Consider the following 17,869-nt stretch of genomic DNA (forward strand, 5'->3'; position numbering starts at 1 on the left):
AATACCTACCATTTGAGTAGATTAAAACTTTCCATATCAATAGTAACTCTATTTCTATACAATGAAAGTAGTATTGCAAGTCCAACAGCTGCCTCAGCAGCTGCTACTGTAATAACAAAAATTGAAAATACTTGTCCTCTGATTATTGATCCATCTATATAAGATGAAAAACTCATAAGATTTATATTTACTGCATTTAACATCAATTCAATACTCATTAAAACTCGTACAGCATTTCTACTATTTATTAATCCCCAGACACCTGTACAGAAAAGAAATGCAGCTATTATAAGATAAGCCTGAAGAGGTACTGGTCCAATGGAATTCTCTAACATTTTTAGTGAGTAGAATTTATATTTATAATTAAATTCATTTTAAACTATTATCGGAAAGAAGAGGAATTTTTTTATCACTTAAGGACTTTTTGTTCTTTAAATCATTTGTATCATCTGTTGGAATTGAGACTTCTCTTCTTGCTAATACAATTGCTCCGATCATAGCCATTAATAATAGAATAGAAGCAAGCTCAAAAGGTAATAAATAATCTGTGAAAAGATGTTCACCAATTCTTTCGGTTGCTTCTTCACCAATAGAGGTTGGTCCAGGTAATTTCCATTGAGTGGTAATGCTTACTCGCAATAATAAAATTAATAACCCACCACAAATACCACCAGATATTAATTTTCTAGTTTTAAGACCTTCAATGGGTTTTAATTTTTCTTTATTATTAACCAACATTATTGCAAATAATATCAAAACATTCACAGCTCCTACATACACAAGGATTTGAGCTGCTGCGACAAAACTAGCATTTAGTAAAAGATATAAACCTGCTACAGCCATAAATACTCCGCCTAATAAAAATGCTGAGTAAACAATATTTTCTAATAAAACAACTGCCAAACTTCCAGAAACTATGACAGAACTAAGAATTAAAAAGCAAATTAATTCTGTTGAATAAGCGATATTCATTAATTAGTAGAATTTAATTTATTTGAAACGATATCGGAAGAATTTTTCTTATCTTCTTCTTGTGATTGCCCGGCTTGTAGTTCTTTTATAATCTGACTCGGAAGTTTACCTGCTCTTTTTTGGTTCACAGGTAATTCGTGAGGGTCCATAATGCCCTCGGGTAAATAAGCTAATTCTCTTAGAGGACGAACTGATGGATCTGAAGTGACACTTGTTGGTAGTCTTCCAAGAGCAACATTATCGTAGTTAAGGCTATGTCTATCAAATGCAGCTAGTTCATATTCTTCTGTCATTGATAAGCAATTTGTAGGGCAATATTCAACACAATTTCCACAAAAAATACATGCACCAAAGTCAATAGAATAATTTCTTAATTCTTTTTTCTTGGTTTCTTTATTCATTACCCAATCAACAACTGGAAGATTAATTGGGCATACCCTCACGCAAACCTCACAAGCAATACACTTGTCGAATTCATAATGAATCCTTCCTCTATAACGCTCAGAGGGAATGAGCTTTTCGTAAGGGTATTGAACCGTTACAGGTCTTCGACGCATATGGTCGAAAGTAACGCCTAGTCCATCAACTAAATATTTCGCTGCACTAACGGCTTCTTTAGTGTAGTCGGCAACTTTTTCAAGGAAACCAAGCATATGAAATTTGCTGCCGGTGGCCTATTTTTACTTTAGTCATTATACAGTTTTTTTCAAGTAAATGTAGGTACTTTTACTTAAAAAATAGCGATTGTGTTGCTTTTCTTTTATCCGCCAAATGTCATAGGAAATGCCAATTTAAGTGAAGCAGTTACAAGCAAATTGACCAACGAAATAGGTAAAAGAAACTTCCATCCTAAATCAAGTAGCTGATCAATCCGAACTCTTGGAGTAGTCCATCTCAATAAGATTGCTAAAAAAACCAGTAAATAAGCCTTTAGAATTGTCATAACAATTCCAAGAGACGCAGCAATAATTTGAACTAATGGGTTATCAATTGAAAGACCTATCAAAGATGAAAACCAATCAATTGAGATTGGAAAACCCCATCCTCCTAAATAAAGAACCGAGACAAGTAAAGCAGATAAAACAAGATTTATATACCCAGCTAAGTAAAACAGAGCAAATTTCATACCTGCATATTCAGTTTGATAACCAGCTACAAGTTCTTCCTCTGCCTCCGGCAAATCAAAAGGTAGTCTCTCACATTCAGCTAATGCACAAATCCAAAAAATAATAAAACCTACAGGTTGTCGCCATATATTCCAGCTAAGAAAACCAGCAGTATTTTGTTGTTCAACTATATCAACAGTACTCAATGAATTGCTCATCATAACTATTGCCAAAACCGCTAGCGCTAGTGGAATTTCATAACTAATTGATTGTGCGGCAGCTCTAAGTCCACCTAGCAAAGAATATTTATTATTAGAAGAATAGCCACTCATTAATAGGCCAATAGGTTGGATACTGCTAAGGGCAATCCACAAGAAAATGCCAATACCAACATTGCTAATTAAAAGATTTTGTCCGAATGGAACAATTAACCAAGATAAAATTACAGGAACTAAAACTAATATTGGACCAACTGTGAAAAGTACACTGTCTGCTCTTGCTGGGATGATGTCCTCTTTGACTAAAAGTTTTAACCCATCTGCCATGGGCTGAAGAATACCAAGTGCACCTGCATATTCAGGCCCAATTCTCTGTTGAGCAGCTGCAGAAATTTTTCGTTCAAGCCAAACGGTTACTAATACACCAATAACAGCCGACACCAATACTAAAAGCATCGGGAGAGGAATCCATAAAAGATGTGCTAATTCATGAGATAAACCAAGGTTTTGAACACCTTGGGTAAAACTCATTTCAAGGTCTATACCTGAATTCACTTCTAATATTTAATCTATTAACAAGGTTAGTGTAATTTTGAATTAATTTTAAATTCGAAAAAATTAAATTTCAAATTATCTTCTATTAAGAGGCTGCCAATTTCTGATTTTTTCTCCTTCATAAATTTGTGATGGTCGAAAAATTCTATTTGCTCCAAGTTGCTCTCTCCAGTGAGCCAACCAACCAGCAACTCTGGAAATCGCAAAAACTGGTGTAAACAAATCTCGAGGAATACCAAGCTTTCGATAAACAAGTCCAGAATAAAAGTCAACATTTGGGAATATACCTTTTGGCCCGAGTCTGGAAATAGCATCTTCTTCAAGTGCTTTGGCTACTTCATACATTTCATCTTTACCAAATTCCACGAAAAGTTCCTCTGCGAAGGCTTGTAAAATTGTTGCCCTAGGGTCTTTTACACGATACTCCCTGTGCCCAAAGCCCATGATTTTCCTTTTCTTTGCAATCGCATCATTTAGAAATGAAGATGCTTTATCTGGGCTTCCAATTTCTTCTAGCATTGCTGTCACATCTTCGTTGGCCCCTCCATGAAGAGGTCCAGCCAATGTCCCAACGGCAGATGCTACGACAGCATAAGGATCAGTTAGTGTGCTGGCAGTTACTCTTGCACTAAACGTACTTGCATTGAGACTGTGCTCGGCATGAAGAATTAAACATCTATCGAAGACTCTTGCTGCAAGAGGATTTGGTTCCCTCTCGGTTAGCATATAAAGGAAATTGGAGGAATACGGTAAATCATCCTGGGGTTGAATTGGATCATCTCCTTTTCTTATTTGCTCGAAAGCAGCAACCATAGTTGGAATTTTTGCAATCAGCCTCACTACTGCATCGTAGATATATTTTGGATCATCAATTGCTCTTCGAGAATAAAAGAGGCCCAGAGATGCAGCACTTGCTTGCAGAGCATCCATTGGATGTCCAGACTCTGGAAAACACTTGAGCATATCTCTAATGCGAAAGCTCACTCGTCTATGCATTTGAACGTCCTCTTCAAATTTCTGAAGCTCATTTTTGTTCGGAAGTTCTCCCCATATCAAAAGAAATGCGGTTTCTAAAAAACTACTTTTTTGGGCTAGTTCAGATATTGGATAACCTCTGTAGTTCAGTTTTCCTTCTGTTCCATTGATTTCGCATATCCCTGACTTGGTTACTGGAACTCCTTCCAAGCCTGGCTTTAAAACCAAATTAGTTGTCTTTTGTTCGTTATCTATGGCTTTAGCTCCTGCAAAATAGTTTTTCTGTCCAATTGGAAAAAATAATTTTCAACTTGAGTTTATTATATAGAATTAAGCTATGTAATAAATATAGCACTTTAAAATTTTTATTAACTTGTTTTTAAGTTGATTTTAGCTTTAATGAAGTCTGGGTAATTAATTGTAGGGATGGCAATAGAGATATCAATATTCTGAGGAGGAGTTATTTTGTTTCCTAACATAGTTTTAAATAAGATATATGGATAGAAATTATTTAAAACTGCCTTAGTTTTTTCTTCCCCTAAATGTATTCTAAGGACATCATTAAAATCATTAAATTTATCTATATTCTGTTCATTATCTGAATAATATTGTAAGTAATTTGTATTATCAAAATTTGAAATAGAAGATAAGTTTTGACTCCAAATGTAAGTCTCTTCATCTTCTTCAATAATTGCCTCAATATTTTCTTTTAGCTCATATTTATCATTTTCATATGTACTGATTTTTGACCAAATCTCTAGCTTTCTGTTTTTAAAATCTATATTTGAATTTAGGAAGTTCTCTTTTTTTAAGATATTGCTTATTTCTGTTTTGTTCGTATCAGACTTCCTGCTTAAAACTAACCAGTCTTTATTATTTATCCAAATAATATTTCCTTTAGAGTTTTCAAGAATTATTTTGAAAAGTTTAGAATAATCTGAAGTTGTTGATTTTTGAATAAGAGATGCGATCAGCTTTTGATATGGATGGCTAGAATCTTTACTCAAGTACTGCGCGGGATTATCAACTAATATGAAATCTTGAAACAATTCAGATTCTTTTTTAATATCAATTAAATGATAATTAATATCTTTGACTGGCATTTTTGTTTTATTATTATAAGATATTATTCCTTCTAGATTTAATTTATTTTTATCTAGATTTATAGAAGATATAAGATTATCTATCTTGTTTATCTCAAATAAGTTTTCTTCTTGACCGATAAGATTTAAAATCTTCTTTGGAGACATTTCTAATAATAATATCCCGTCTTTAAGATTATCCTTTAATTGTATATTCTTATACTTATTTTTTGTATTTAATAGATTGCTATCAAATTTCTCTATTGAAGATTTTATGATTTTTGGATTGGATGCTATTAAAAGATTATCTTGATCATTCGTAAGGTAAATTGAGTTATTTGAATTAATTTTTTTTGATATTATTTCTATTTTAGAGTTGTTTTTTTTATTGATTAGATTTATATTTTCATCAACAATTTTTGAACCTAGAATAGATTCTAATTCAGTTTCAAAATTTACATCTTCTTTTATTGCTAAGACCATCATCCAATTATTTAGAGTGTTTGGATTTGAATCAAATACTGCAAAGCTCCCATAATCTCCTATCCATTTTGAGATGTCTTTTGCAAAATCAAGACTAATTAATTTAAAAGAAGAATCTCTAATAAAACTTATTTTTTTATTTATAGTATTTTTACTTGATTTGTCTTGATAACTTGCGATGTAGTTTGGAAGTATAGCTGGATTTATTTTCCAGTGAAAAATGAGATCAGCATTTGTTGGTATATATTGCGACGAAACTGGAGCATGAAAGGATTGTTCATTGAACTTAGGGATTTGCTTTAATTTCTTATTGTGCAAGATAAATATTCCTGTCAAAATTGATAAAATTACTATTCCTGATATTAAAAAATAAGATAGACGTGATTTCATTTTTTATTATTTTAGGATTTGTATACTTTTTGAGCTTTGATAAGAGAAAGCTTTATCTTTACTTAAAATCTCCAATATGAACCAGAATATTCCTTTAAATATATCTCCAAAAGAATTAAATAAAATCTTAGAAGATGATTCTTCTGACAAACCTTTCATTGTAGATGTTAGAGAGGATAATGAAATTGCTATTGCTTCATTTTCATTTTCAGTATTACATCTTCCTTTGAGTAAGGCTGCAAACTGGTCAGCCCAAATAGGTGAACTGTTACCGAAAGATCAGCCTGTTGTCATTGTCTGTCATGCGGGTGTGAGAAGTCTGAATTTTGGTATTTGGCTTTTGGAACAAGGAATAACTAAAAGTGTTTGGAATCTAGCCGGGGGAATAGACGCTTGGAGTACTGAGGTTGATCAATCTGTTCCAAGGTACTAAGAGGTTTTGCTTTATATTTTTGATCCTAGTTTTTCAGCAACTGTATTCACATCTTTGTCTCCTCTACCAGAGCAGTTAATGACAATTTCTGAATTTTGATTGAGAGACGGGCAAAGTGTTTCTAGATAGGCAAATGCATGAGCAGTTTCGAGAGCAGGAATAATACCTTCAAGTTTACTAACTAATTGCAAAGCTTTGATGGCTTCATTGTCAGTAACAGCTGCATATTCAGCACGACCAATTTCTTTGAAGTAACTATGTTCCGGTCCAACTCCTGGATAATCAAGACCTGCGCTAATGGAATGAGCCTCCTCAACTTGCCCATCTTTGTCTTGCAGCAAGAGACTCATGGCTCCATGAAGAACTCCTATCCTTCCTTCAGTAATTGTCGCGGCATGTCGACCAGTTTCGACTCCATCTCCAGCAGCTTCAACTCCAATCATTCGTACACTTTTGTCTTCGACAAAAGAATGGAATAAACCCATTGCATTCGATCCGCCACCAACACAAGCTAAAAGAACATCGGGAGACCTCCCAAAAGCTTGCTTACATTGTTGTTTTGTCTCCTCTCCAATAACCGCGTGAAAATCTCTAACCAACATTGGATATGGATGTGGCCCCGCAACTGAACCGAGAATATAATGAGTTGTTTGAACATTAGTAACCCAATCTCGAATAGCTTCGCTAGTGGCATCTTTGAGTGTCGCAGTTCCACTTGTTACTGGCCTCACTGAAGCTCCCAGCAATTGCATTCGGAATACGTTTAAGGCTTGTCTTCGCATATCTTCTTTGCCCATATAGATAATGCATTCCAATCCAAAACGAGCGCAGACTGTCGCAGTCGCAACTCCATGCTGACCGGCTCCAGTCTCAGCAATAATTCTTTTTTTTCCCATCCGTATCGCAAGAAGAGCTTGCCCAAGTGCATTATTTATTTTGTGAGCACCTGTGTGATTCAAGTCTTCTCTTTTAAGCCAAATCCGTGGTCCTTTTAATGTATTTTTTCTGTAATGTTCAGTCAATCTTGTGGCTTCATATAGAGGAGTTGATCTCCCTACGTAAGTTTTTAGTAAATGATTCAGTTCTGAATTGAATAAAGAATCTTTCCATGCTTCTTTAGCAGCTTGCTCTAATTCGATAAGGGCAGGTATTAAAGTTTCAGGAACATATTGTCCCCCGTACTTACCAAATCGACCAAGAGCATTTGGTCTTGTTAATGGAGATAAATCCGAATCTTTAAATTGTGTTGGGAGTGTACTTGTCACCTTAGATTAATAAAATAGTTGCCATCTAAAACACAAGAAAATGTCCAAAGGTGGCTGGAGTGAATTTAATGACCCTCTTAAGACAATAGAGAATGACACTCAAAATAGTGTTACTCCTAAAGGAAAGCGACAAGTTCGTATTGAAAGAACTCGATCTGGAAAGAAAGGAAAACTGGTTACTGTTATTAAAGGACTTGAATTAAAGCAAGTAGAGGCAAAAAAAGTTCTTAAGAATTTAAAAATAGCCTGCGGAACAGGGGGAGCTTTGAAAGGCGATTTTTTAGAGTTACAAGGAGATCAAATATCAAAAGCTCAAGAATTTCTTTTTAAGGAGGGTTTTAGGCCAAAACAGAGTGGAGCTTAGGATTAAACTGTGTCGATCAACATGGAAATAGTAAACGATTAGGTTGAATCTATGGAAAAAAACTCTCAAAGTCCTCTATCTAAAGCCACTAATATAGTGTGGCATCAATCTTCAGTTAATAGAGAAGCTAGATCTCAGCAAAGAGGACATCGCAGTGCCATACTTTGGTTTACAGGTCTATCTGGTTCAGGGAAAAGCACGCTAGCTAATGCAGTAAATGTAGCTCTATACAAAAATGGTTATTCAACTTATGTTTTAGATGGTGACAACATCAGACATGGTTTATGCAAAGACTTAGGTTTTTCTGATCTTGATAGAGAAGAAAATATTAGAAGAATTGGCGAAGTCTCTAAATTGTTTCTTGACGCTGGAATAATTGTTTTAACTGCATTCGTATCACCATTTAGAGCCGATCGAGATAATGCAAGATCATTAGTTGGAGAAAATGATTTTATAGAAATATATTGTGCAGCTGATTTAGGGGTTTGTGAAACAAGAGATACAAAAGGACTTTATGCCAAGGCAAGAAATGGAGACATCAAGGATTTCACTGGAATCTCAAGTCCTTATGAAGATCCTCAGTCTCCAGAATTGAAAATAGATACTGGAAATCTAGAGATTGATAAATGTGTAGAAATAGTTACTAACTTGCTTGTGAAGAAAAAGATTATTTCAAAAATTTCTTAGTAAATTTAGTAATGAATTTCACGTTCATGACATTTTCTCTAGATAAATTTTAGCTCCAATCTCTTTAAGTCTTTGATCTTTTTTTGCGACAAGGTCGTGAAGCTCAGATCTATAGATTTTTAATTTATTTGTTAATTCGGTATTGTTAATTGCCAAAATTTGAGTAGCTAAAAGGCCAGCATTTAGGCCTCCTTCAATGGCAACTGTTGCCACTGGAATTCCTGAGGGCATTTGCAATATTGAATACATAGAATCTACTCCTGAAAGCGCCTTGCTTTTGACGGGAACTCCTATCACTGGAAGGGTCGTAAGCGATGCGATCATTCCAGGTAAATGAGCAGCCCCTCCAGCTCCCGCAATTATGACTCCAAAGCCATTGGATTCTGCCATTTGAGCAAAATCCATCATTTCTTTTGGAGTTCTATGAGCAGATAAGATCCTTACCTCATTAGATATGCCAAATTGATCTAGAATTGCAACCGCAGGCTGAAGAGTTTTAAGATCTGAATCACTACCCATTACTACTGCCACTTCCTTAAATGTATTAGCTTCGGTTAAAGACAATTCTCTATTTTATAAATTTCATTCTTAATAATGCCAATTATTTATGAATCCTGCATTAATTATTTTTAGTTTTTAAGAAATGAGAAAAATTATAAACATTAAATTACCTCAACCAGATAAAAGTGAAGATGAAAATAGTTTATTCTCACTGGTTTTAGATGAATATGGAATTATTCTCTCGATTGATAAAAGTTCCACTAGAAAATCAATTTATGACGAAGATTGGTGTGGTGATTGGCTAAGTCCTAGAGCGATTGATCTTCAAATAAATGGAGGTTTAGGGATCTCATTTACAGATTTAACTTTTAATAAAATACCTAAATTATTAACATTGCTTGATCGACTTTGGCTTGATGGAGTGGAAGGAATTTGCCCAACTTTTGTTAGTTGTTCTCGAGATCAATTCCAATTAGGAATGAAGGTCTTAAAGGAAGCTAAAAAACATACTGCTAAAAATAGATGTCGACTTCTTGGTGCTCATATGGAAGGACCTTTTTTATGCGAATCATATTCTGGAGCACATGATATAGAAAATATTTGTAAGCCAAGTATTTCTGCTTTAAATGAGAGAATAAGTGGATTTGAAGACGAAATAGCATTAATGACATTGGCTCCAGAATTAAAAGGTTCTTTTGATGTTATTTCTCGTTTAAGAGAATTAAATATCGTGGTCTCACTGGGACATTCTTCAGCTGATTTTGATGCGGCGATTCATGCTTTTAATAATGGAGTGACCATGGTTACACATACTTTTAATGCAATGAAAGGTTTACATCATCGAGCTATTGGACCTATCGGAGCGGCTACAAGAAGAGACGATGTCTTCCTAGGATTGATTGCTGATGGTATTCATGTTCATGCAGATATGATTAGGCTTTTAAAGATACTTGCACCAAAGCAAATTGTCTTAGTTAGTGATGCAATATCAGCATATGGTTTAGGAGATGGATCGTTTAATTGGGACAAACGTTTGATAACAGTAGAAAATGGTTTATGCAGACTTCCAAATGAAACAATTGCAGGATCCACTTTGCCTTTACTAGATGCATGCAAAAAAATAGCTAAATGGATTAATGACCCTTCTGCTGCTATTTGGATGGGAACACTTGCTCCACGCATGGTATTAAGTCAGAACAAAATGACATCAAAATCTTTTTTTATTGGAAAAAATATTCAGTCTTTACTTCGATGGAAAATGAATTCTTGTAATCAACAGTTGTCTTGGCATTTGGCTGCGTAAGATTGGTATGAGGTAATTATCTGATTAAATGACAACGCAAATTGAGAACAACGAAAAGGCTGAAGTCACGGAATATTTTAATGGGACTGGGTTTGATAGATGGAATCGAATTTATAGCGAAAGTGATGATGTAAATAAAGTGCAAAAAAATATAAGGATAGGTCACCAAAAGACAGTTGATGATGTAATTAGTTGGTTGAAAGAGTATGACAATATCCAGGACAAAAGTTTTTGTGATGCTGGCTGCGGTGTTGGGAGTTTAAGTATTCCATTGGCAAAATTGGGTGCTAAATCGATTCATTTGAGTGATATTTCTGAAGCGATGATAAATGAGACAAAAAACAGGGCAAAGGAAGCAGGTTTGGACTTGAATAAGTTGACTTTTAGAACATCTGATTTAGAAAATTTAAAAGGTTCATTTAATACAGTTATTTGCTTGGATGTTTTCATTCACTACCCTCAACAGGAGGCTGAGGCAATGGTGAAACATCTCTGTCAATTATCTGATGAGAGATTAATTGTTAGCTTTGCGCCTTATACTCCTTTACTAGCCCTTTTGAAAGGTATCGGTCAACTATTCCCTGGACCAAGTAAAACTACTCGGGCCTATACATTAAGGGAGAACGGAATTATCGAAGCTGCAAAGCAATCTGGCTTTAAAGTTGTCAAAAGTAAGTTGAATCAAGCTCCTTTCTATTTCTCGAAATTAATAGAATTTGTGAAATCCTAGAGAACTGAAATTTTTATTTTTTAAAAACACATTTAGGTAACCAAATGATTTTCAAGTGCATATCTAACTAATTCGGTTCTACTAGAAGTACCGGTTTTAATAAATAATCGGCTAACATATTTCTCTACATTGCGGATAGAAGTCTCTAGTTGTCTTGCAATTTCTTTATTCATTAAACCCTCCGCTACTAGTTGCAAAACGCTTGCCTCTCTTGGGGTGAAATTAGGAATCGAATCATCTTTCCGTGAGTTATTTTTATCCCCATGGCTAAGCATTGATTTGATTTCTGTAATTTGTTTTGCCATTTGGCCAACATCAGCGTTCGCAAATCTTGCTGCTTCAGTTAATAATCTCTCTTGCCTCTGAACTACATTCTTAACTCTTGCAACTAGCTCATCGGGATCAAATGGTTTTGGCATGTAGTCGTCCACACCTGCTTGATACCCTTGAGTTCTATCAGCAGTCATACCCTTGGCAGTAAGGAAAATGACAGGTGTACCTCCAAGTCTTTCATCTTCTCTAATTTTTTTTAAAAGCCCATAACCATCACATCTAGGCATCATGACGTCACTGATAATTACGTCAGGAATCATTTTTTGAGCTTTTTCCCATCCCTCTTCTCCATCTACAGCGGTTGTAACTTGAAATCCTTCATCTTCAAGATAAGCCTGAACTGCAGTTCTTAAACCAGGCTCGTCATCGACAAGTAATATCCTTGGAATCTGAGAGACTTCTTGTGTTGATGTATTTGGGTCACTCATAAAAATTGAACTTCTAGAGCTTATAAAGATGATATTAACCTTTATTCCTCTCTATTATTTAGCTTAACTAATGAATAAATGGATAATAATCATCTAATTTTTGATTTTCAGTCCTCAACACCATGTTGTACGAAGGTCGTTGAGGAGATGGCTCCTTATTGGAATGAGTTGTGGGGTAATCCCTCTAGTACGAATAATCGATTCGGTGTTTTTGCTTCAGCTGCTGTAGAAGTATCGCGTGAAAAAATAGCTTCATATTTGAATATCGAGCCTAAAAGAGTAATTTTCACGAGTGGGGCAACAGAAGCGAATAATTTGGGTTTAGTTGGACATGCAAGAGCCAAAGCACAACTCATTGGAAAACGTGGACACATAATTACCGTTTCAACTGAACATCATGCAGTTCTTGATCCGCTTAGGCAGCTTCAAAAAGAAGGGTTCCGTTTGTCAGAATTACAACCTAATAAAGATGGTTTGATCAATATTCAACAACTTTCTGAAGCTATAGAAAAAGATACTTTTTTGGTTAGCGTCATGGCTGCAAATAATGAGATAGGGGTTTTGCAACCTATTGCTGAAATTGGGTCTTTTTGTAAGAGAAAGGGAATCGCTTTTCACACTGATGCCGCTCAAGCCTTGGGATACTTAGATTTAGACCCCGATAAATTCTGCATTGATTTGATGAGCTTGAGTGCTCACAAAATCTATGGCCCTAAAGGTATTGGAGCTTTGGTGATGAGGAAAGGATTCCCTCTTGAACCATCTCAATATGGAGGAGGTCAGGAGCTTGGATTAAGATCTGGCACGCTCCCTGTACCTTTAATTGTTGGCTTTGCAAAGGCAGTCGAAATCACAAAAAATGATCAGGATAAAAGAAATAAGAGACTTTTATTTTTTAGAAACTTATTGTTGAGCGGATTAAAAAAGAATATTTCTGGATTGATTGTTAATGGATCTATCGTCCAAAGATTGCCTCATAATCTCAATATCACTTTCCCTGGTGTGCAGGGAAGTCAATTACATGGTCAATTAAGAAGGTTTATTTTTTGTACTAGTGGTTCAGCTTGCAGTAATGGTGAAGCTTCTCATGTCCTGAAGGAGATTGGGCTCTGTAAAAAAGATGCTGAAGCATCAATAAGGATGAGTATTGGAAGAAACACCACTGAGAAAGATATCAAAGAGGCTATTGAGATTATTACAAATATAGTGATTAATCTTAGAAAATAAGTTCTCTTTATTTTAAGAATTTCTTTGCAGAAATTCTTAACTTTGCACTTTTACTTCTTGGATTTAATTCTATCTCTTGAGGGCTTGCTCTCAATGGCTTTTTAGATAGTACTTTTAATCTATTGTCAGTTTTAAAGCTCGATTTGACTCTTTTGTCTTCTAGTGAATGAAAACTCATTACCATAAATAGTCCATCTTCTAACAACCAGTTTGGAGCTTTTTCTAATAAGCTATCCAGCGATTCCAATTCATTATTAACAGCTATCCTTAAAGCCTGAAAAGTTCTAGTAGAAGGATGAATTCTACCATGTCTCTGCTTAGGTGGAAAACAACCAGCAATTGCATAAGAAAGAGCTTGAGTTCCACTGTATGCTCCATTTTCTGCAAGATCATTTTTGATTCTTCTTGCAATACGTCTAGAACGTTTTTCTTCTCCTAAGTTGTATATTAAATCTGCTAAATCCTTTTCAGATAAAGTGTCAATAAGTTCTGCTGCACTTAGACCTTTCTCAGGATTCATTCTCATATCTACCGGACCATCTAAACGAAAGCTAAAACCTCTTGAAGGCTCATCAAGTTGATGACTACTAACTCCAAGATCCGCTAAGATGCAAATGGCTTGTTCGTTAAGTGAAAACTCTGCGAAGTTTGTAGAGATTATTTCTATTCTTGTTCCGAACTTTATTAATCTTTTCGATGCTGCTTCTCTAGCTATTGGATCTTGATCAAGTCCAATAATTTTGATTCCTGGGAAATTCTCTAGTATTTGAGCTGAATGACCCCCGCCTCCAATAGTGGCATCAACAATTAATCCCTGTTTTGTTAATTCACTGGGTAATTCCCTTAAGGATTGAATTATTTCTTTCCCCATTATTGGGACATGATTAAAGTTAGAACTTGAACTAATTGGCCCTTCTTTCATAAGTTTTTACTAGTATTTAGACATTGCTTTGGTTGGGCCCAATGACGCAGCTTGAAACGCGTACGGAGCCAATGGTGGTCAACTTTGGGCCACATCATCCATCAATGCATGGGGTATTGCGGTTGGTCGTGACCCTTGATGGAGAGGATGTTGTTGATTGTGAACCAGTTATTGGTTACTTGCACAGAGGGATGGAGAAAATTGCTGAGAATAGAACAAACGTCATGTTTGTTCCTTACGTGAGTCGCATGGATTATGCGGCTGGTATGTTTTATGAAGCCATTGTTGTTAATGCCCCTGAGCGTTTAGCAAATATAAAGGTACCTAAGAGAGCAAGTTATATCAGAGTTATAATGCTTGAGTTGAATAGGATCGCTAACCATTTGCTATGGTTAGGCCCATTTTTGGCAGATGTTGGGGCTCAAACTCCTTTCTTCTATATTTTTAGAGAAAGAGAGATGATTTATGATTTATGGGAGGCTGCAACCGGTCAAAGATTGATTAATAACAATTATTTTCGTATTGGTGGCGTTGCATGTGATTTACCTTGGGGCTGGTTAGAAAAATGCAAAGATTTTTGTGATTGGTTTGGTCCAAAAATTGATGAGTATGAAAAATTGATAACTAATAACCCTATCTTTCGTAGACGTATAGAAGGTTTAGGAGTCATAGGAAAAGAGCAAGCGATTAATTGGAGTCTTTCTGGCCCCATGCTTCGGGCTGCAGGTGTCCCATGGGATTTGAGAAAGGTAGATCATTATGAATGTTATGACGATTTCGAATGGGATATTGCATGGGAGAAAGAGGGGGATTGTTATGCAAGATATAGAGTTCGTATTGAAGAAATGAGACAGTCATTAAAAATTTTACGACAAGCTTGTGAGATGATTCCTGGGGGGGCAACAGAAAATCTTGAGGCAAAAAGGACACTTGAAGGAAAAAAAGGTGATATGTCAGGCTTTGATTATCAATATGTAGCTAAGAAAGTTGCACCTACTTTTAAGATTCCTAATGGTGAATTATATACACGCCTTGAGTCTGGGAAAGGAGAGATTGGAGTATTTATTCAAGGTAATAATGATGTAACTCCTTGGCGGTTTAAAATTAGAGCAGCTGATTCTAATAATTTGCAGATACTTCCTCACATACTTAAGGGAGCTAAGGTCGCTGATATAATGGCTATATTAGGTTCTATTGATGTGATCATGGGTTCTGTTGATAGATAGGTTTTTTGGAAAAGCGTAATCCTAGAGAATGGTTATGTTTGAAACGAACAGTTCGTTTTGGTGAGACTGATGCTGCTGGCGTGGTGCATTTTCTTGAATTATTCAGATGGTGTCATGAAACTTGGGAAGAAAGTCTAGAAAAATATGGAATACTTTTACAAGAAATTTTTCCTACAAACCAAATCAATACGAGGCAATTGGATGTAGCTTTACCAGTTGTTCATTGCGAAGCAAATTATTTTCAACCACTTTATGTTGGAGATACTATCAATATTGAACTATATCCAGAGAAGATAAATGAGTTTTCATTTGTACTTCGATTTAAATTTAAAAAAAATGGTGAGGAAATCGGCACGACAAATATAAAACATGTATCGATAAATCCGATTACAAGAGATAAATGTGTATTTTCTAAGCAAATAAATTTGTGGCTTCATGAATCAAGTTTGAATTTTTAGTTAATAGGTCTATTAAAGGCTATCCAATCTTGCCATTTTTTTATTTCCCATTTTTTATTGCTATTTCTTGAAAGTTCTGGACAATCGTACCAATGCATTGGTTTTTTGGATGGTTGCCAGTCTTCAATGAGATTGGTCAGAAGTGAGATGATTGCATATATGTTGATTCTTTTCTCTTTGAATTTTATTAAGGTAACTAAACGTTGTCCCCATTTCTTATCACTAACTCCTAGTACAAAAATGTCTTGAATTGGGATTTGATTTTTCGAGATTATTTTCATTAATTCCATTTCGATATCTTCTGGGAAAATCGTTTCACCACCTGAATTTATAGCTGAATCTCTTCTGCCTAGGATTTTTATCGCTTTTTTATTGTCGAGAGTGATGTATTGCGCTAAATCGCCTGCTTCCCACCATCCATTTGTATCTGTAATTGATTCGAATTTATCATTCCTCCATTTTGAAGTTGCAATCCTACTAGTTTTAATCTTAAGTAAATTGCTTTTGTTGATTTCAATCTCAACATCTTCGAGAGGGAACCCAACACTATTATTTCCTTTTAAAAAATCTTTTGGACTCAGGCAAGTCACCATTGCGACAGTTTCGGTAGCTCCATAACAAGGAGCTAAATTAATAGATCTTCTTCGTGCTTTGTCAGCAAGATCTGTGGGGATCATAGCTCCTCCAACCCAGATTATAGCTAGAGATTGAAGCCATTTTAAGCCATCAGGATTGTCAATCAAAGATAATAGTTGAGTTGGCACTAGGGATGTAATCAATGGACGTCTATATTTATTAGTTAGTTTTTCACTAAACCGTCTAAGTTGAAGTGGCTTATGCATTAAAGAACGTGAAATCCAGTGATATTCTGATCGCCATGTGTGATGTCTCCACCAAGGCATGAAGCCACTTATATGATGTAACGGTAGTGAATTGAGAATGATGCACTCATTTGGCTTAAGGCCCTGATTCTTTAACCACTTTCCGGTTGCTAAAGCCGAATTAGTCAGATTTTTAATTGACTGTAAACAAAGATTTGGTCCTCGGATGCTACCACCGCTTGAAATGATTATTCCTTTTCCATCAGGTAAAGTTGACGATGTGGAGATTTTTATTTGATCTTTTGGAGGTGCTAGATATACCCAGTTGTGCTTTTCAAAATTCTTCAAAATTTCTTTTGAACATTCTAGATTTTTTTCAGGAATACATTTTACAACTGTAATTTTGCTCATGCGGCTTCCCAGACTAATTTTGGATTGTTGCTAAAGAGTGGGCCTTTGGGGCACCATCCAGGTGCAAGTCCAGGTGCACAAGGATTTACCCCTTTGACTTGCCTGGCAGCGAGGTGATTAATCCATCTTTTCCCAATACCAGTTTCAAAAGCTGTGCTTATGACTGTTTGACTATCTTCTTGTTCTATTTCTTTTAAAAGTAATCTAGGATCACCATCTAATGCAGGGCGACGTATTTGCCAACTTTTCCATGTTTTTCGTAAATATGGAAAATCAACCAAAGATTCATCTAGTGCGATTGGAATTTGATTGGCTAATGAAAATAAACCTTCAATATCTTTTGATGGAAGTGGCTGTTCAATCCATTCCAAACGAGGTTCGTTTTTGAGTTCGTTACTCCATTCTTGTGCTTGTTGACGACTCCATCCTCCATTTGGATCAATTCTAAGTTTAAAATTTTTCGGGAGAATATCTAAGATTTTTTGTAATATTTTCTCTTCCTTAAAGTTATTTTCTTGGTTAGATACTTTCCATTTTATTGTATATGAACTTTTCTTTTCATTTGATCTATCTATATAGTTAACTATTGACTCTAAAGGATCTTTATCTGAAGGCAAAAGATAAGCTGATTTTGTGATGTCAAATCCTTCAAAATCTAGCTTTCTTATAGTTGAATTTTCCAAATCGGCTAAGGAGGCTCCCAATCCGAAAGTAAGTGCTCCTTGTCCTTGTAATTCGTATAGATAATTTTCTATTGAATCCTTTGTAGTTTGTCTCCCAATAAAATCAAGACTTTCGATACTTTTTTTTAATTCATTTTTCTCAAGAGGTGATACTTCGCCCCATCCACAATTACCATCTGAGTCTTTTATTTGCAACAATAAACCTACTTTTTTATGAATAATTCTTTGTGAGGTGATTAACTTTCTTGTTAGTTGAAATGAAAATGGCTTGATATTAATTATTAATTTCATGATTC

The 17,869-nt window shown here is 35.3% G+C and carries 20 protein-coding genes; 8 read left to right on the forward strand and 12 right to left on the reverse strand.

All coding sequences use genetic code 11. The features are described 5' to 3' along the window. Positions 1-5 precede the first annotated feature (5 nt). From nuoK to AC6EJB_RS09050, 6 genes are all read right to left on the reverse strand, one after another. On the reverse strand, positions 6-335 hold the full coding sequence (gene nuoK / locus AC6EJB_RS09025) for an NADH-quinone oxidoreductase subunit NuoK (RefSeq protein ID WP_498491103.1): 330 nt from the start codon (positions 333-335) through the stop codon (positions 6-8). A 34-nt stretch (positions 336-369) separates the two neighbouring features. Then, positions 370-972: an NADH-quinone oxidoreductase subunit J gene (locus tag AC6EJB_RS09030; RefSeq protein WP_498491104.1), complete on the reverse strand. Its 603-nt coding sequence runs from the start codon at positions 970-972 to the stop codon at positions 370-372. Further along, positions 972-1,625: an NAD(P)H-quinone oxidoreductase subunit I gene (gene ndhI / locus AC6EJB_RS09035; RefSeq protein WP_498491105.1), complete on the reverse strand. Its 654-nt coding sequence runs from the start codon at positions 1,623-1,625 to the stop codon at positions 972-974. The genes AC6EJB_RS09030 and ndhI overlap by 1 nt, the downstream gene beginning before the upstream one ends. Positions 1,626-1,732: 107 nt before the next feature. Then, complete coding sequence (gene nuoH, locus AC6EJB_RS09040; RefSeq protein ID WP_072013361.1) at positions 1,733-2,851, reverse strand: NADH-quinone oxidoreductase subunit NuoH; 1,119 nt, start codon at positions 2,849-2,851, stop codon at positions 1,733-1,735. A gap of 75 nt (positions 2,852-2,926) precedes the next feature. Then, positions 2,927-4,054 carry a citrate synthase gene (locus tag AC6EJB_RS09045; RefSeq protein WP_498491106.1) on the reverse strand — a complete coding sequence of 376 codons (1,128 nt, stop codon included), beginning with the start codon at positions 4,052-4,054 and terminating at the stop codon, positions 2,927-2,929. Positions 4,055-4,194: 140 nt separating this feature from the next. Next, a complete protein-coding gene (locus tag AC6EJB_RS09050; protein ID WP_498491108.1) occupies positions 4,195-5,781 on the reverse strand; it encodes a DUF3352 domain-containing protein in 1,587 nt (528 codons plus the stop codon). Between the two features lie 76 nt (positions 5,782-5,857). Between AC6EJB_RS09050 and AC6EJB_RS09055 the strand changes: the two genes are divergently transcribed. Next, positions 5,858-6,214 (forward strand): rhodanese-like domain-containing protein, encoded by a 357-nt coding sequence (locus tag AC6EJB_RS09055; RefSeq protein ID WP_498491109.1) that lies wholly within the window; start codon positions 5,858-5,860, stop codon positions 6,212-6,214. Positions 6,215-6,225: 11 nt separating this feature from the next. Here the strand turns inward: AC6EJB_RS09055 and trpB are convergent, their stop codons facing one another. Beyond that, a complete protein-coding gene (trpB, locus tag AC6EJB_RS09060; protein WP_498491110.1) occupies positions 6,226-7,479 on the reverse strand; it encodes a tryptophan synthase subunit beta in 1,254 nt (417 codons plus the stop codon). 40 nt (positions 7,480-7,519) lie between these two features. Between trpB and AC6EJB_RS09065 the strand changes: the two genes are divergently transcribed. Both AC6EJB_RS09065 and cysC read left to right on the forward strand, forming a co-directional pair. After that, the gene (locus tag AC6EJB_RS09065; protein ID WP_498491111.1) at positions 7,520-7,843 is read left to right on the forward strand and encodes a translation initiation factor; all 324 of its coding nucleotides are present in this window, start codon (positions 7,520-7,522) and stop codon (positions 7,841-7,843) included. 51 nt (positions 7,844-7,894) lie between these two features. Then, positions 7,895-8,530: an adenylyl-sulfate kinase gene (gene cysC / locus AC6EJB_RS09070; RefSeq protein WP_498491112.1), complete on the forward strand. Its 636-nt coding sequence runs from the start codon at positions 7,895-7,897 to the stop codon at positions 8,528-8,530. A 24-nt stretch (positions 8,531-8,554) separates the two neighbouring features. Here the strand turns inward: cysC and purE are convergent, their stop codons facing one another. Further along, complete coding sequence (purE, locus tag AC6EJB_RS09075; protein ID WP_498491113.1) at positions 8,555-9,094, reverse strand: 5-(carboxyamino)imidazole ribonucleotide mutase; 540 nt, start codon at positions 9,092-9,094, stop codon at positions 8,555-8,557. Between the two features lie 79 nt (positions 9,095-9,173). Here purE and AC6EJB_RS09080 point away from each other — a divergent pair, with 79 nt between their 5' ends. Beyond that, positions 9,174-10,334, forward strand: a complete 1,161-nt coding sequence (locus AC6EJB_RS09080; RefSeq protein WP_498491114.1) for an N-acetylglucosamine-6-phosphate deacetylase — start codon at positions 9,174-9,176, stop codon at positions 10,332-10,334. Positions 10,335-10,362: 28 nt separating this feature from the next. Beyond that, positions 10,363-11,064 (forward strand): magnesium protoporphyrin IX methyltransferase, encoded by a 702-nt coding sequence (bchM, locus tag AC6EJB_RS09085; RefSeq protein WP_498491115.1) that lies wholly within the window; start codon positions 10,363-10,365, stop codon positions 11,062-11,064. Positions 11,065-11,096: 32 nt separating this feature from the next. On the opposite strand, the gene AC6EJB_RS09090 is transcribed toward bchM, so the two are convergent. Next, the gene (locus tag AC6EJB_RS09090; protein WP_498491116.1) at positions 11,097-11,825 is read right to left on the reverse strand and encodes a response regulator transcription factor; all 729 of its coding nucleotides are present in this window, start codon (positions 11,823-11,825) and stop codon (positions 11,097-11,099) included. Positions 11,826-11,903: 78 nt separating this feature from the next. On the opposite strand from AC6EJB_RS09090, the gene AC6EJB_RS09095 reads away from it, so the two are divergent. Further along, positions 11,904-13,052, forward strand: coding sequence for a cysteine desulfurase family protein (locus tag AC6EJB_RS09095; RefSeq protein WP_498491118.1), 1,149 nt, complete (start codon positions 11,904-11,906; stop codon positions 13,050-13,052). A gap of 7 nt (positions 13,053-13,059) precedes the next feature. On the opposite strand, the gene rsmH is transcribed toward AC6EJB_RS09095, so the two are convergent. Beyond that, on the reverse strand, positions 13,060-13,974 hold the full coding sequence (gene rsmH / locus AC6EJB_RS09100; protein WP_498491119.1) for a 16S rRNA (cytosine(1402)-N(4))-methyltransferase RsmH: 915 nt from the start codon (positions 13,972-13,974) through the stop codon (positions 13,060-13,062). 41 nt (positions 13,975-14,015) lie between these two features. Here rsmH and AC6EJB_RS09105 point away from each other — a divergent pair, with 41 nt between their 5' ends. Together AC6EJB_RS09105 and AC6EJB_RS09110 are read left to right on the forward strand one after the other, a co-directional pair. Further along, a complete protein-coding gene (locus AC6EJB_RS09105; protein WP_498491121.1) occupies positions 14,016-15,200 on the forward strand; it encodes an NAD(P)H-quinone oxidoreductase subunit H in 1,185 nt (394 codons plus the stop codon). A 5-nt stretch (positions 15,201-15,205) separates the two neighbouring features. Next, entirely contained in the window at positions 15,206-15,658 is a 453-nt protein-coding gene (locus AC6EJB_RS09110) for an acyl-CoA thioesterase (protein ID WP_498491122.1), read from the forward strand. On the opposite strand, the gene AC6EJB_RS09115 is transcribed toward AC6EJB_RS09110, so the two are convergent. Both AC6EJB_RS09115 and AC6EJB_RS09120 read right to left on the reverse strand, forming a co-directional pair. Beyond that, a complete protein-coding gene (locus tag AC6EJB_RS09115; RefSeq protein ID WP_498491124.1) occupies positions 15,655-16,890 on the reverse strand; it encodes an AMP-binding protein in 1,236 nt (411 codons plus the stop codon). The two genes, AC6EJB_RS09110 and AC6EJB_RS09115, sit on opposite strands and share 4 nt — an antisense overlap. Then, on the reverse strand, positions 16,887-17,864 hold the full coding sequence (locus tag AC6EJB_RS09120) for an o-succinylbenzoate synthase (protein WP_498491125.1): 978 nt from the start codon (positions 17,862-17,864) through the stop codon (positions 16,887-16,889). Before AC6EJB_RS09120 ends, AC6EJB_RS09115 begins: the two co-directional genes overlap by 4 nt. Between the last annotated feature and the right edge of the window lie 5 nt (positions 17,865-17,869).

The sequence above is a fragment of the Prochlorococcus sp. G4PB17 genome (assembly GCF_059772445.1).